Origin of the sequence: Actinoplanes sp. NPDC051475 (genome assembly GCF_040689425.1) — a bacterium.
Lineage (GTDB): Bacteria > Actinomycetota > Actinomycetes > Mycobacteriales > Micromonosporaceae > Actinoplanes.
In genome coordinates, this window is the sequence record NZ_JBFAZZ010000002.1 from 605,700 (window position 1) to 620,137 (window position 14,438).

Genomic DNA, 14,438 nt, shown 5'->3' on the forward strand with positions numbered 1-14,438 from the left:
TCCGCCTAATAAACGCCGCAAGGGTGCATGTCGGCGGCGCACTGATCTGCCGCCGAAAACGCGCGTTCGGTCACGTGCCCGGTCTCATGGTGTAGCCAACGCGGTGGAGGGCCGGGCTCCGATTCAACGTCATGTTGTGAGGCTGAGCCCTTCGCAGCACCGACCCCGAACTTGCGCAGCTCAGGTGGCATGGAGCCGCACACGAGCGCGACAGTTCGAGGATCGCCACAACACCGGACTGCGCCGGGGACGCCGTAGACCCGTGATCCGCCGTATCCCCGCCGCGGCTACCGGCTGGCCGGGCGGATCCAGGGGTCAAGGATCAGGTGGTCGAGGCCGATCGCGGCAAGCTTGTCGTAGAGCGGCTGTGTCAGCTGGAGCATGTTGACCCGTAGCTTGCCGTGCTCCGGGGTGATCAGGTAGATGCCCAGAGCTTCGTCGTTCATCAGCGCCCCGATCGCTTTGCCGGTGGTGGCCTGCAGCTTGTTCTCGGCGGCGATGCTGTGTCCGCCGGGTGCGGTGACCACGCAGAGGTTCGCGGGGTAGATGGCGGTCAACGCCGCCCGGGCCTGGTCCACGTCGCCGCTTACCACTTCGACCACCAGGATGCGGGCGTTTCCGCTGTGCGTCGCGAACGGCTCTGCGAACTGGTCGGCATGCCTGCGCAGATAGTCGTCGACCGGTTCGTCGAGGCCCAAGGGGAGCCAGTCCTCACTTCCCGACCAGCCGCCGGCCGGCGCCGGGCACGGCGGGGTATCCGGCAGGTCGGAATCCCCGAGCACGCCGGCCGACGTGGGCGAGTACGGCATCCGCCGGATGGCGGACAGCCGACCCGGATGCCAGCGGCCGCGCAGCGTCGCGCCGTCGGTTGCCCTGACGCCCGGTACCCGGATGCCATACGGGCAGGTATCGCCGCCGACATTGGCCGTGGTTGGGGCCGGCGCGCACAACTCCGCATCCTCGACCGGGCCGCTCGCCGCGACCAGATCGCCGTCCCGGACGATCAGGCGGGCCGGCCCCGCTGGAACGATCCCCGGCACCGAAGGGGGCTCTGGGGGTGTCCGGTAAGTGGCGAACACCAGCGCTCCCGCGGCAAGGATCGTGGCCGCCGCAGCACCGACCGGCACCAGCCAGCCCCGCCGCTTCCGGGTCACCGACCGGCTCACGTCCGATTCGCGCGGCGGTGGCTGGGTCACCTGCCAGAGCTCGCTGGCCGCGGTGCGCGGGTCGTCGATCAGTTCAGGGCCGTGATCACCAGGCACGATTGTCGCTCTGCCATCTCCGAAGTCCGCGCACTGGTCAGACGGTAGGCGTTGATCGAATCCCTTGGCGTCCCCCGAGCCAGCCAACCGCACGTCCGAACGGAGGAGGGTCGTCCGCCACAGGCTGCGCAGCGGGGCCGTGGGCGCACTCAGATGCCGCTGAGCACGCGCGGTGGCCAGGCTTGGTGCGTCGTCACCCTCCGCGCTGGCGGCGTGGTGCCTTCCAGCACTCTCACCCAGGAGCGTGAACGCGCGATGGCGCTGCGAACCGCGGAGTCCTCTTCTTCGACGACGCCAGAGTACTTGCTCCGCCGCCTCCCCGGCCCGGCTGACGGACACCGTCACCGCAGGGCAGGCCGCTCCGCGGCGCCTGGTCGACGGCGGACGGGGATGGCAGCTGGAGAGGGCGGCTCGGAGGGGCCTACCGACGACGGATCAGGTCTTGGAAAGCCGCAATGGTGGCCGCTGACCGGGCTTCCGTGACCTTTTCGCTCGGGAGATCCTGCTCAAGCCGCCGATATCCCCTGGCTGCTAGCACCGAAGCCACAATCACCAGTGCAAGGCCTGCTGCACTGGGCAGCATGAACCAAGTGTTCAGGCCTGTGCAGGTCACGAGTAGAGCAGGGGCCATCATCAGGACGAGCCCACCTGCGTTGAGGCGTGCAACCCTCAGCAACGCCGGGTAGCTCGGCGCTCGACGAACTGATCGCAAGAGCTCGGCTGCCGGCCCTCCATCACTCACGGCCCGATCATCTCAAGACAGCCGCACAGCACGACGCTATCCTCGCGAACCTCCTCACACGCGGGTTTCACGAATGGGCCACATGCCGAATCGCATCGCCCATGAACCTTTAGAACGCCAGGGCAGCTGGCTAGTGCCCCGTGAAGCGTCACCGCGCGAGCCGGGAGCCAGGGGGCCGCATGTGTGGCGAAAGCTTCACTTTCCGTAATCGGGCAGGACTGCTGGGCCTAACCTCTGATCATGGACTCGGCCGATCTGGTCCTGTTCGCTGGAGGATGCACCTTGTCGTTGCTCCTCGCCGGAACAGCTCTCCTGCTGCTCATCCGGGCTCGCAAGCCCGACCGGTCCGTAGTCCTTCGCGGTACTGAGATCGCAGAGCCTCGCACGCTGGCCTACACCTACCTGCTTCTGGGCTTGTCTTTCGGGGTGATCGGGGCAAGCCACCTGCTGCCCAGTTCCCCGGCGATCGACACTATCGAGGCCGTCGCCGCCTTCGGGTCGTTGCTGGCGGCGGCAATCCTCCTGTTCGTGAGGGGCCGCCGACTACGCTCCGGCCGCTCCAGCGGCTAGTACAGCAGCAGTCACCTAAGCTGACCTTCCGGCAGTTCGAGGTGTGTTTCTGGTTCCGCTCGACAGTGTCTGGGCGCAGATTGAGTTTCCAGCGCTGAAGGTCAAGAACGTCAGCTCCATCACGGCCATAAATCCATCGGCAGGCGCTTCGTCGGTGATCTGGAGGCGATGACAATGGACAACGAACTGCTGACGCGCGCGATCGTTGTGTGGACAGGACGGGGACGTAATCCCTGGCCAGAACGCGATGACGAGGCTGTGGTCACCGCCTTCGGTGACGAGCTTGGCCTGGACCTATTGGCGCGAGTTCGCACCCTCGCGGATGACTTCTACAACTCGAAAGCCAACGTCGAGGCCCCTGACATCTCTGCGATGGGGAAACAGGCGGCAGCCGAGTTCCACGCGAAGCATCCTGAGATCGGAGAGGACGCTGTCCGAGCCCTCGCCTGGTGCTACACCTATGACTTCAAGTGACGTCCGCGGCGGTGTCGCCCCCTTGTCGGCCTCTTGACGAGACCTCCCTCGACGACGTCAGAGTTATACACGCCGCCCGGTCGCGAGGCGCCGTGAAGCCCGTTAGATCACTAGGCGTACGTGGCAGCGGACAAGCTCTACGGCGTCCCGCTCGCAGCCTTGGCGAGGATCTCGTCGGCGGCTTTGGTCCAGCGGCGGTATCCCCTGCTGCCCTGCGGCCGTCGACCCAGCATTGCAGTGACGGGGACCCCTCCATCCGGCACCATGATCCGATGGCCGATCCATCCGCTCGTCTCGCCCTGCTCGATCACCTTCGGAACCGCTTCCCCGACCGGCTGATCGACGAGCTGCCCGGGGTAGAAGGACCGATTGAGAGCCGGGTACCAGGATTCCGGGTGTTCCGGGTCCACCCAGGCTCCACCGGAGGCTGGTGGTTGTACGTGACTTCAGGCTGCTGGGCCGCGACCCAGCTGAACGGCCATGGGCTGGAGTTCCTCCTGGCAGCGCCACGTGATGACTGGCAGAACCTGGAAAGCATCACGATGAACGCCTACTACCACTGCGGTCCTGCCCGGCAACGGCTCGATGTCGGACATACGGTCCCGATCGGCCGTCCGTGGCTCGACGGCTCAAACTGTGACCACTACTTGGTGAGTCTGCCGTATCTCTTCGGTCCGGATTTCGAGATCTGCGAATGGGGCACCGGCGCTCACCTCCGGATCCTGTGGCTTTTGCCGATCACCGAAGCGGAGAGGGACTTTCGACGCACCGATGGCCTAGAGGCCTTGGAGAGCCTGCTCGAGGAACGCGCCATCGACCCGGTAGACCCCGGACGAGCATCGGTGGTTTGACCGAATCCCACGCCCTCATGACGACCGCTGCATGCGCCAAGCCGCGCCCGCTAGAGAAGCAGACCTATCGCCCGCGCCGCCGGCGACGCCGACCTCTGCTGCTGGACCCGAGACGGAGTGCACGTGGATGTCCGCCCCAGGGTGCAGCGCGGTCATGAGGGCCCGGGTCAACGGCCTCGCTGGCCACGGCCGCCGCGACTGACTCCTCGTCGGCTTGTGATCTGATTCCCGGACGGACCACGGGCAACTGACTCTTGCATCCGCTCCCCCGGTGGGCTATTCACCCGCTCCGAGACACCATTGAGGAAACATGGCTAAGCAGGTTATTGAAACCCTGATCGACGACCTCGACGGAAGCGTAGCCGCTGAAACCGTCACGTTCTCGCTCGAGGGCACCGACTACACGATCGACTTGAACGAGACCAACGCCGCTGCCCTGCGCGACGCACTGGCGCCGTACCTCGGTGCAGGGGCGAAGGTCGGCCGGGGCTTCGGCACCTGGCGGCCAGGCATGACACCCACGCGGAGTCGACAGACCGCCAAGGCCGACAACAGGGCAATCCGCGCGTGGGCGACGGCCAATGGTCACGAGGTGTCCGAGCGAGGGCGCATCTCACAGGCCGTGGTCGAGGCGTACGAGGCCGCAAAAAAGGCACCCGCCGCGCCGCCCGCCGCCCGCAAGTCGAAGGCCGCAGCGAGCACGCCAGTCAAACCCGTCAAGAAGGTGACGCGTAAGAAGCCCGCCGCTGTGCAGTTCAAGGCGAACTGACCGGCAACACCCGCCGCTCTGCGTGACGAGGCGGGCCCTTCCGGGGAGCCCCGCTCCTGGCGACGTGCCCGGCACCAATGATGCACTCGCCGTCTCGGGCTACCATCGCCGCCACCACGCCGGAGATGTTCCTCGTGGGCGGCGCCCAAGCTTGGCAGTGGTCCACGTAGTCGTTCACCAGATCAGCCGCCCCAACGCGGAGAGTCATCCGGTGACGGCTGGCATGCGCCGACAGCTGTCCCTGGGAAGCGGTCCGCCGTCGACGAGATTGGGTTCATCGAGGTCTTGGGGCCGGTGTACGGCCACCCAGGCCTCTACGTCCTCAACGCGCCAGACCTTGCCCTGATGCAGGTCCGCCACGGGTTTCGGGAAGTCTTTTCGGCTGGTGATTTGATACACCCTTTGCCGGCTGAGCAGGCCCAACCGGACACGGATCTCGTGCGCGCCCATCAAGCGAGGTACCGACCGTGCCACACAGACGACTATAGGCGTACGACAACCCATGGCTGAGGTGCGGTTCCTGGCTCGTGCAGGTTCTCATCCCGAATGGCGGCTCCTCACGATCTTGGCGAACGTATCGGCGCGTCCGCCAAGATCGTGAGAGACGACTTGTGCCGCGTCGCACATGGGATAGCGCCGTAGAGAGACCGGGTCGAGAAAACGCCGCACACCGTCACCGTGGATACGGCACGCTGCCTGCCGATGAGCTGTACTACTGACGACTGCGATCATTCCTGGCATTACCGCAGCCCACGGACGCTGGCTGGTGCACTGCAGCACGGGCTTGGCCGCGGCGCGCACCTCGCAATGTCCGACCCGTCGGCCCCGACGTTGGTGGCAGACTGCCTCCGCCGCGACTACCGCTGGGACTGGCAGGTCGACGAGCGCGACGTCTATCTGGCTCGATTGGTGCGGGATCTGCGACTGCCGGTTGAACCGATCGCCGCAAGGCTGTTCCACGCACCCGCGGAGAAGGCCGACGACGACAATGAGTTCGCCACGACCCTCGGCGTGCTGGAGGTCCTGGGCCGTGCCGGCCTCGACGGAGTCGTCGACGAAGTGCGCCGCTACATCACCCACGGAGAGCGCTGGCTCGAAGCGCTCACCACGGTGGCCATCTCCTGACCGGCCGAGTACTGGGACGACCTGCACCCCGTCGTGAACGATCGGCTGGACACCGCGGCGAGCCAGGATGTGCTGTGGCGATCACCGCCGTGCCCCGGTGGGCTGAACGCGATCCGCGCATCGCCGCCGCGATCCACGCCGCCGCCGCGCGCATTCGCCCGCTCGCTCGGCCATACGCCTCCGAATCCGACGATGACCTGCTCGCCGTGCTGGCCGAGCCGGCCCGCGCCGCCGACTGGCGACCGGTACTGCGCGAGCTGCGCCGCCGCCCACCGGACCTGCGCCTTCTCAACCTCGTCGACGCCATCCTCGCCGCCGATGGCGCCGCCGGAACGCAGATCGCGCCGCTACTGGGCCTCACCCTCGCCCGACTGGGCACCGACGCGGTGCCCGCCGCGCGGGTGTGGGCAGCCACTCCCGACCATCCTCTGCTCTGGACCGCGTTTCGATTGCTGGCAGCGCACGGCGACGACAGCGATGCTCCCGCAGTCGTCGCCGGGCTGGACTGGCTCGACAACCGACCCGAGGACCTGTGCGGCTACGACGAACTCATCGGCGCTCTGGCGCGGATCGGGGGATCGACCGCCACGGCGGCGGTGCCCCGGCTTCGCCGACTGTGGTACAGCCCGCACTCCTACGAGCGCCCGGCCTACCTGCAGGCGCTCGTCGCACTCGACCCGACCGGCGCGGAACGCTTCCTGGTGGAAGGGCTCTGGGACTGCGAGACCAAAGTCAGGTTGCTGGCCGCGCAACGCGCGCCGCTGACCGACATGACGCGCGAGCGGCTGCATTACCTGCGCGACGACCCGATCGAAAACGCGGACGTACGTGCTGCAACGAGCGCCCGACTGGGATAGAAGCGGCTGGCGGTGTCGCCGGCGGTCTTGAGTCGCTGGTTGGGAGCAGCGGGCTGCCCACCACAGGGGCAGTCATTCACACCGAGACATCGGCGAGCGTCCAAGCTACGGCTATTACCGCCAATAGAAGCGCGGTCACCGCCAACACCTTCGGCGCCAATTCCTTCCGGCTATTTTCCGGGATCCGAACTTGAGCGAGGAGTAGAGGCACGGTCGCCATAATGAGGTTGAGCTGCAGCTCCATCAGTACGTGCAGGGCTACCAGCACTGCGATGACGATGCACGTAACCTTGAACGCCTTCCGGTTACGAACAAGTAGCGGAACAACCAGAACGCCGGCGTAAATGGCGAGCGTGGTATTCAAGTAGTCGTACTCATAGTGGTTGAGCGTGTAAACGGTCCAGGTGATCGCAAGCCAAAATAACGCAAGCGAAGCCATCAGGCGCTGCTCCCATGTAACACGACGCCCGCTCTTGACTGGAGTGAAGATCTCTAGCCCCCTCTTGAACATCTGAGCAGCGAGGAATGGGCTGCGCTGGAGGCGCTGCTGCCGGCGCAGCCCGTTCGAGGTGGCCAGTGGCGCGATCCTTAGGTTGCAGTATCTGTCGGACCGTCGACATTCTTCGCCGCATCCCATAGCACCCAATGCAGCAATTGGTCACGCTGGCCCACAGAAGCATTAGACAGGTCCCGGAACCTCGCGATGGCAACATCTAGCCGGGAATACCGCAACTCCGCCCGCTCCGCACTCTCCACTTTATTCAGGTTCGCGACTGCGATTACAAAACACATCCAACACTGCTCTGGAGACGACTCCAATAGGTATGGAATAAGATAATAGTAGGTACCGGCGCGGACCTGAACCTCCTTGGCCTTCCGGCTGTATCCTGACTTTGTGGCGTCGGCAATGAGCGACGACAACTCTTGTGCGGATACCACCTTGGCGATCCGCGGGACGGGCCACCCCAGTCGTGACCTAACGAATCTGCTCCGCCAGAAGGCTTTCATTCATCAATCTCCGTTGCGCGCTCCTTGGTGCCAGCCGAATGCCCATTACTGCAGAACCAGCACCTCTGTATCAGGTGTAATGCCCTTAAAGAACGGGTCGTTCATTCTACGCAGAGCTTCGGCTATTCTGTGGTTCCCGTTGATTACGGTACGCCCATCGAGTACGACGACGCCGCCAAGCTCGTCCGGGTTGTTGATTGAGTTGATTAGTTGCTCGTCGGACATTCCCCTGACCTGCGAAACCTTCGCAGCATCCCCATAGTCCGGAAGCTGAACCCCTCTCAAATCGCTCAACTTCACGCGGGTTCGACCGGCACGCATGGCCTGGTCTGCCTGCTGAGCTTTGGAGAGTATAGATCCCGACAGCTGTCCGGCAGCAGCTTCGTCGCCGCTTGCGCCGCTCAGTATGGATGACCCGACTCCCCGCCCGACATTTCCACCCACGATCGCGCAAAGGAAGAGCGCCTCCACGCACCCTGCCGCGAGGCCGACCACACCGAGGATCACGAGTGGTGCCAGAACGACTGCAATTCCCTCCTTGGCGGTGAGCGGTCGCGGCTTTGTCCAGGGGTTGTTGTCGTTGCAGTAGCCGTCTGACTTGTTGAGTGTGTGCAGACACACCATCATGAAGCCGTCTTCACTACCGGAAGCCCATTCTGCGGCTTCCTTATAGGTGAATGCGTCGGTTCCGTTGTACCCGTGGTTCCGCAGCGCTGTCAGCGGTACGCCGTTGTGCGGAGCGGGCTTCTTGGACAGGCAGCTCCAGTTGCAGCCGGTGGCACCTGTTCCGTTGTTCTTTGCGGCGTCGTTGCTGCGCTTCCTGGCTGCGTTGGCATCGCCGGAGTAGCCGGTGTCTGAGGCCTTGCCGTCGGGGTCGATCCGCAGTCCCGTCGGGTCTGCGTGCACCGCGGGGTTGTTGCCGGCGTAGCCGTATCCGTTGAGCTGGGTGGGGTCTTCCTTCTCGAGGATGGGGTCGAGGGTGATGAAGCGGCCGATGACGGGGTCGTATTGGCGCGCACCGACGACGGTGAGCCCGGTCGCCTTGCTGAGTGGCTTGTTGAGGAAGCCACGGTTGTCGGGCGCGGTGACAGCGCTGCCCCGGGTGTCGCCGTACGGGGTGTACTGCCGCCAGGTCGGGTTGGCTGCGGAGTTGTCGAGGTAGAGGCTCGGGGTGCCGTGGGAGTCGCCGATGACGTACCTGAACGCCGTGGCGGTGGTGCCGGTGCGGATTGCCTGGCCGCCGCCGGGCAGAGTGTAGTAGCGCGTGCCGGTCACGGCGCTGGTGCTGGTGTTGAGGGTGAACTGCTGGTTGCCCAGGTAGAGCGTGACGCTGCCGGGATCTTTCTGGATCAGGAGGTCTCCGCCGGCGTCGTAGAGGAACGTGGAGTTTCCGTCGGTGGACCCCGAGACCGTGTTGACCTTGCCGAGGTCGTTGTAGGCGAGTATCTGGTTGCCTTGTCCAGCATTTCGGCTGGTCATGTTGCCGGCGGTGTCGTAGCCGTAGCCGGTTGACGTGGTGGTTGCACCGGTCGTTGCTGTTGCGGTGAGGGTGTGCGGCTGACTGCCTGCCTTGCCGTACGTGTAGGTCGTGACGGTGTCGGTGGCCGGGCCGGCGGTGAAGGCGTGCTGTGTCTGGCCTGTGCGATCGCCCAGGGTGTCAAAGGTCCAGGTGGTCCAGTAGGCGGAGGCGGGCCCGAGTCCGTCGGCGACCATGGTGGTGTTGCCGGCTGTCGGGGTGGTGCGGCAGGTGTCGTTGGCGGTCCAGGCGCCGACGAGCTGGTCGAGCCCGTCGTAGTCAAAGCACTGGGTTTCGGCGGTGGAGGCGTTGCCCTGGCGGATGCTGGCTTGCGCGAGCAGGTTGCCGGCGTCGTCATGCCGGTATGCCTGTTCGTCCAAGGTTGTGGTGACGCCGTTGGCGGTGCGGCTGGTCAGCTTGTTGGTGAGAAGGCCGCTGTTCGGGTCATAGGTATTGCCGACCGTAGTGAAGGCCGTTGTCGACGGCCCGAAGCTCGTCTGAAGTACTCGGCTGTAGGCGTCGTAGCTGGTGCTCTGGGTGTATCCAGCCAGCCCCGCGAGTCCGTCGGGCAGGTCCATGTGGCTGCGGTAGGTGTGCAGGACCTGTTCGGCCGGCAGGCCGCCCTGCGCGAGGTAGATGTCCTTGAGCAGGAGACCGGCGTTGGCCGTGTAGAGGTGCTTGACGGTGTAGGTGCCAGCAAGAGCCCCTTCGGCAGTCGGGATCGTGACGGCGGTGCCGAGCGGTTTACCGAAGATGTTGAAGCCGGTCTGCTGGGCGGTGTAGGCGTTGCCACCGGTGTAGGACGTGGTGGTGGTCAGCTGGCCGAGTGCGTTAGTGACTCCGGCGACGTTGTTGGCGTTGTCGTACACCCAGGCGGCCAGCTGGTTGCCGGTGGTGCCGGTGGAGGTGTTGGCCGGCTGTTGGGCGTCAGCCGCGGAGGCGAAGACGCCGGTCCTGCGGCCGAGCGCGTCATAGCTGTAGGAGATGGTCTTGCCGCGGGCGTCGGTCGCCTGCTTGAGGTTGCCAGCACCGTCGTACTTGATGTTGGTGGTGGTGCCGGCGTCCGGGTCCGACTTTGCGGTGACCTGCCCCAGGAGATTGAAGGTGTCGATCCAGGTGGGTCCACTGCTGCCGGGCGCACCTTGCACAGTGGTGTTCTGGTTGCCGTGGCTATCGTATCCGTACGACACGGTCTGGGCGGTCCCGCCGCTGACGGTATAGGTGCCGGTGAACGGGTCGGCGGGGCTGTTCAGGGTGGGCCGGGTCAGGTAGTCGTCCTGCCGCGTCTTGCGACCGATCGGGTCGACGACCGTGGTGGTGACGGTGGCGCCGGCCGGTGGGATGACGGTGGTGAGGTCGCCGTTGTAGACGGTGGTGGTACGGGAGACCTCGGTGCCGTTGTTCTGGTTGCGGTCGATGACGACCTGACCGAGCGAGTTGTAGGTGTAGACGTTCTGCATCGGGACCTGCCTCTGCAGGTCGACTGCGGAAATCGTCGCGGTGTTGGGCGTCGTGCTGTCGTCCCACCAGTTGGTGTACTTGGCCGACACCCACCCCCTGGTGTCGTAGAACGTGTCGCTGACGAGTCGCCCGTCGCGCGGTGTGGTCCTCTGGGTCTGCCGGGGTCGCAGCAGGCCGTCGTAGATGAGCGTCGAGGTTTTGTAGCCGAGTGAGTCGTTCAGTTCCTGGGTCGTCACGGCGGTCGGCCCGGCGTTGGACAGCACGTAGGTGAACAGGTAGTTCGCGGCCGCGGTGGTGGCGCGGCTGCTCAGCCACACCGCGCTGATCCGGCCGAGCGCGTCGTATTGGCTGGTGGTGGTGACGCCGTTGATGTCGCTGCTCTTGACGGTGATGCCCCGCTGGGTGTCCAGCGTCGCCGTCGCGGAGGTCTGGCCAAGCCCGTTGGTGACCGTCGCCCCGGTGGTCAGGCCGACGGTGTTGCTGGTGTACGCCGTGTGCGTGTTGCTGCCGTTGCCGTCGTAGGCGTCGGTCTGCCGGCCGACGCTGTCGAACTTGGCCCGCGAGGTGGTCTGCCAGACGTACGCGCCGCCGGTGTAGTCCGCGGCGGCGCGCACCATGGTGACATCACCTTTGGACGGAGCCGTGGCCTGCGGGAAGGTGACGGCGAAGGTGGTGTCGTCGTAGTAGCTGCGGGTAGCGGCGACCACCTGCGCCGGGCGGGACACCGTCGCGGGGGCGGTGAGGGTGTTGAGGCTGCCCGGTACGGAGGGCGCCGCGCCTGCGGTGTAGCCGCCGCAGGCCACGGACACCGTCTCCACCTCGGCGGCCAGCCCCACCAGGTTCTTCGCGGAGTTCGGCGCCGCGTAGGTCGTCGAGCTGCACGTGCTGTAGGCGGGGTCGATCGGCGAGGTGTGGTTGAAAACGCGAACGGGCAGGCCGAAGTTGGCGTCCGTGGGAGACGCGACGTACGAGGTGTCGGTCGCGGTGTAACGCCATGTGGTCGTGCCGGTCGAGGTGACCGCCTGCCGGGTGAACGTCTGGACCGGGGCGACCCAGGTCGACGTCAGCGCCGGCAGCCCTGTCCGGCTCCGGGTGGCCGCGGCGGCGGAGACCCAATAGGAGGTGATGGTCGAGTGGTCCACGTTGGCGCCCAGGTAGGCGCTGGATTCCAGCACCTGACCGGCGAGCTGGTCGACGTCCTCGTGCGTGCCGCCGAGGGAGTCGGTGACGTTGACGATCGTGGTGTTGTTGTTCTTGGACATGCCGCGGTAGTAGGTGGTCTGCGACTTGGCCTTCGGGTTGGTGACGCCGTCGCCGGTGTAGGTGGTGACGTCGCCGTAGCCGCGGAACTGCCCGTAGGTGCGGTACTTGGCCTTGACGAGTTCGTTGTCGTCGAAGTGCCAGGCAGCGCCGCCGTTGTAGTCGTAGCTGGTGACCTGGGCCGGTGCGCCGCCGGTGGGGTCGTCCTGGCTGACCTTGGTCACGGCGTACTTGTTGAACCAGTCGGTGATCGGGGCGGTGTAGCCGTCGGGCACCCAGGAGACGGGATAGCACGACGATGTGTTGGTGGCCGGGGTCGGCTTCGCCGACGCCGAGCACTGATTCGGCCGCCCGTAGGCGACGGTAATGCGCGAGCCGGTCTCGGTGGTGATGGTCCCCAACCGGTACTTGAAGTAGGCGGGCAGGCCGTCGCTCTGGGTGTCGAGCCGGTTCGCCATCGGCGCGGTGGCCCCGAACGTGACCGGCGGCATCGTGATGGCCTTGGTGGTACTCGTGCCGGCCCCGAGCGCGGACGCGGTGTGCACGATCTTGTCCAGCCACAGCGTGGCCGCGGTGCCGTCACCGGTCTGCGGGATCGACTGGGTCAGCGTGTAGGTGTCCAGGGCCGTGTAGGTCGATGTGGCCGTGGAGTACTGCTGCGAGGTGATGCTGGCCAGCCGGACCGTGGAGAAGAACGTCGGAGCGTACGACTTGCACGTGGCACCGGAGGCGCAGATCTGGGTGTACGGCACGTCCGGCCAGTTCGGCGCGGTGGTGGCGCTCAGCGGCGTGCAGGTCCCGGAGACGCATCGCGCGCCGGTGGTGAACACGTACTTGTTCGCGACCGTGCCGTAGGCGTTGCCGTCGGTGAAGCCGTAGTCGATGTGGTCCAGGTACTGGTCGCGGACGTACGGCTTCATGCTGGCACCGTTGTAGGCGCCGTAGTAGTTGGTGTCGAGCTTGTAGTAGTACGACATCGCGTTGGCGTGCGTGTCGACGACGTAGTCCAGGCCCCAGCGGTACGGCATCGTGCAGACCGCGGCGGAGAAGGTGGCGTTGTAGCAGGGGTCGCCGGCGTGCGATGAGTACACCGGCTGGTAGGCGACCGAGTTTGTCGCCGCCTTGCCGCTAGCCCAGCCGGGGAGGCGGTTCGTGCCGAACGAGTAGGTGGTGCCGTCGCGGTTGGTGACCTTCCACCAGTCGTTGAAGTAGGTCGCGGAGCCGTTGTTGGTGCCGGCGGTGCAGGTCGGGTCGCTGAAGGTCGTCTTGCCGGTCGGCAGGGTGCAGTAGTGCACGATCGTGGCACCTTCGGCGGTCTCCGTCTTGAACACCTTCTTGGTGGCGTCCCAGACGAGGGCGCTGGTGCTGCCGTTGAGCGACAGCGTGTAGATCGGCCCGTCGTAGCACCGGTCATAGATCTTCGTCGGCGCGGCAGTGCCTTCCGGGCTCTCCGCGCAGGACTGGAAAGACTGCTCGATGAACGAGTTGGGGGTACCCCACCCCTCACCGGCCCACGAGGCCTGGGACTGAGTTGCGGCCGTCTTGCCGTCGGTGCTCGCCGAGCTGTACGACAGGCCCATGGCCGGCACCAGGTCCGACGGGGCCGAGGCGGAGGCGAGCGGGTAAGAGTAGTTGAAGCTGCCGGAGCTACCGCCGCCCGTCCACGACCCCGAGGGATCCAGACTCGTCGCGTTGTAGGTACCGCCCGGGGCCCCGCCCTGCGGCCCCGTCGATGTCGCAGCAGCAGCAAGCACCATCGTGGAACCCGTGCTGGGCGCCTTGGCCGGAACGGACAGCGCAGCGGTACGGAAGCCCGTCGCCGACGCCGGCGCGGATACAGGTGCCGTCGGGACAGTGACGGTTGCCTCCACCGTCTGCGTGTCCATGTCGTTGACCGATGGTAGGGGCGTGGCTTTCTGACACGCGGGCACCTGCGGCGTGGTCAGGATGCAGCTCGGGTAACGCGACAGGGCCAGGCTGCCGGCGTAGTTGCCGCCATACGCCTGGGCGAAGTCGCTGTAGTCCACCGCGACCCGGGCCGCTCCAGCCTTGTCGGCCGAGACGGTCATCAAGATGCCCGGAATGCCTGCGGCAACAGCTGCGGAGTGGTCAAGGACCTTGACGCGCAGAGACTTCGGGCCGGCGTAGGCGCTTCCACGCGAAGGAGCAATCGACTGGGCCGACACCGGCGTGCCCGCCGCTCGGCTACGGGCGCCCCGGGCGGATCCGGCAGCCGGTGGGGTAAGGGCGACGGTCGCCGCAGCCGCTTGCGGGAAGGTCGTCTTGGTCGGCGTGTACGCCTTCGGCTTGGCCTGCGGGGTGGCGAACCGGGCGGGCACGGCGCTGATCTGCTTGACCGCGCGCAGTCCGGCAGCAGCCTGGGCCAGCGCGCCGGCCGGCGCCGCCGCGTTCGCCGACGGAACGGGCGTACCCAGCAGGCCGCCCATCAACGCGAACGGCAATGCGCCCGCGAGCACCCGTGACCACGGCGACGCTGCCGGCCGCCATGCCCGAGTGTTCCACCGTTGCTGTCGTCGGCCTGC

General features: G+C 66.2%; 9 protein-coding genes and 1 pseudogene. 6 read left to right on the top strand and 4 right to left on the bottom strand.

The window, feature by feature from the left end; translation table 11 throughout:
* Positions 1 to 287: 287 nt before the first annotated feature.
* A complete protein-coding gene (locus AB0368_RS07215; protein WP_366152881.1) occupies positions 288 to 1,355 on the bottom strand; it encodes a hypothetical protein in 1,068 nt (355 codons plus the stop codon).
* A gap of 889 nt (positions 1,356 to 2,244) precedes the next feature.
* On the opposite strand from AB0368_RS07215, the gene AB0368_RS07220 reads away from it, so the two are divergent.
* The 4 genes from AB0368_RS07220 to AB0368_RS07235 all read left to right on the top strand — a co-directional run bounded on the left by AB0368_RS07220 (position 2,245) and on the right by AB0368_RS07235 (position 4,668).
* Positions 2,245 to 2,574, top strand: a complete 330-nt coding sequence (locus tag AB0368_RS07220; protein WP_366152882.1) for a hypothetical protein — start codon at positions 2,245 to 2,247, stop codon at positions 2,572 to 2,574.
* 174 nt (positions 2,575 to 2,748) lie between these two features.
* On the top strand, positions 2,749 to 3,048 hold the full coding sequence (locus AB0368_RS07225) for a hypothetical protein (protein ID WP_366152883.1): 300 nt from the start codon (positions 2,749 to 2,751) through the stop codon (positions 3,046 to 3,048).
* A gap of 272 nt (positions 3,049 to 3,320) precedes the next feature.
* Positions 3,321 to 3,899: a suppressor of fused domain protein gene (locus tag AB0368_RS07230; RefSeq protein WP_366152884.1), complete on the top strand. Its 579-nt coding sequence runs from the start codon at positions 3,321 to 3,323 to the stop codon at positions 3,897 to 3,899.
* A gap of 310 nt (positions 3,900 to 4,209) precedes the next feature.
* Entirely contained in the window at positions 4,210 to 4,668 is a 459-nt protein-coding gene (locus tag AB0368_RS07235; RefSeq protein WP_366152885.1) for an Lsr2 family protein, read from the top strand.
* 273 nt (positions 4,669 to 4,941) lie between these two features.
* Here the strand turns inward: AB0368_RS07235 and AB0368_RS07240 are convergent.
* Positions 4,942 to 5,118: pseudogene (locus AB0368_RS07240) on the bottom strand (DNA-binding protein); the annotation flags it as partial.
* A gap of 228 nt (positions 5,119 to 5,346) precedes the next feature.
* Here AB0368_RS07240 and AB0368_RS07245 point away from each other — a divergent pair.
* Both AB0368_RS07245 and AB0368_RS07250 read left to right on the top strand, forming a co-directional pair.
* Positions 5,347 to 5,793 carry a hypothetical protein gene (locus tag AB0368_RS07245; RefSeq protein WP_366152886.1) on the top strand — a complete coding sequence of 149 codons (447 nt, stop codon included), beginning with the start codon at positions 5,347 to 5,349 and terminating at the stop codon, positions 5,791 to 5,793.
* 74 nt (positions 5,794 to 5,867) lie between these two features.
* Positions 5,868 to 6,650 carry a hypothetical protein gene (locus tag AB0368_RS07250; protein WP_366152887.1) on the top strand — a complete coding sequence of 261 codons (783 nt, stop codon included), beginning with the start codon at positions 5,868 to 5,870 and terminating at the stop codon, positions 6,648 to 6,650.
* 76 nt (positions 6,651 to 6,726) lie between these two features.
* Here AB0368_RS07250 and AB0368_RS07255 read toward each other — a convergent pair whose 3' ends face one another.
* Both AB0368_RS07255 and AB0368_RS07260 read right to left on the bottom strand, forming a co-directional pair.
* Complete coding sequence (locus AB0368_RS07255; RefSeq protein WP_366152888.1) at positions 6,727 to 7,089, bottom strand: hypothetical protein; 363 nt, start codon at positions 7,087 to 7,089, stop codon at positions 6,727 to 6,729.
* 614 nt (positions 7,090 to 7,703) lie between these two features.
* Positions 7,704 to 14,372, bottom strand: a complete 6,669-nt coding sequence (locus AB0368_RS07260; RefSeq protein ID WP_366152889.1) for an RHS repeat-associated core domain-containing protein — start codon at positions 14,370 to 14,372, stop codon at positions 7,704 to 7,706.
* Positions 14,373 to 14,438: the final 66 nt, after the last annotated feature.

Coding starts and splice junctions, on each gene's coding strand:
- AB0368_RS07220 (WP_366152882.1), top strand. CDS start 2,245: ATGGACTCGGCCGATCTGGTCCTGTTCGCTGGAGGATGCACCTTGTCG.
- AB0368_RS07225 (WP_366152883.1), top strand. CDS start 2,749: ATGGACAACGAACTGCTGACGCGCGCGATCGTTGTGTGGACAGGACGG.
- AB0368_RS07230 (WP_366152884.1), top strand. CDS start 3,321: ATGGCCGATCCATCCGCTCGTCTCGCCCTGCTCGATCACCTTCGGAAC.
- AB0368_RS07235 (WP_366152885.1), top strand. CDS start 4,210: ATGGCTAAGCAGGTTATTGAAACCCTGATCGACGACCTCGACGGAAGC.
- AB0368_RS07255 (WP_366152888.1), bottom strand. CDS start 7,089: ATGGCTTCGCTTGCGTTATTTTGGCTTGCGATCACCTGGACCGTTTAC.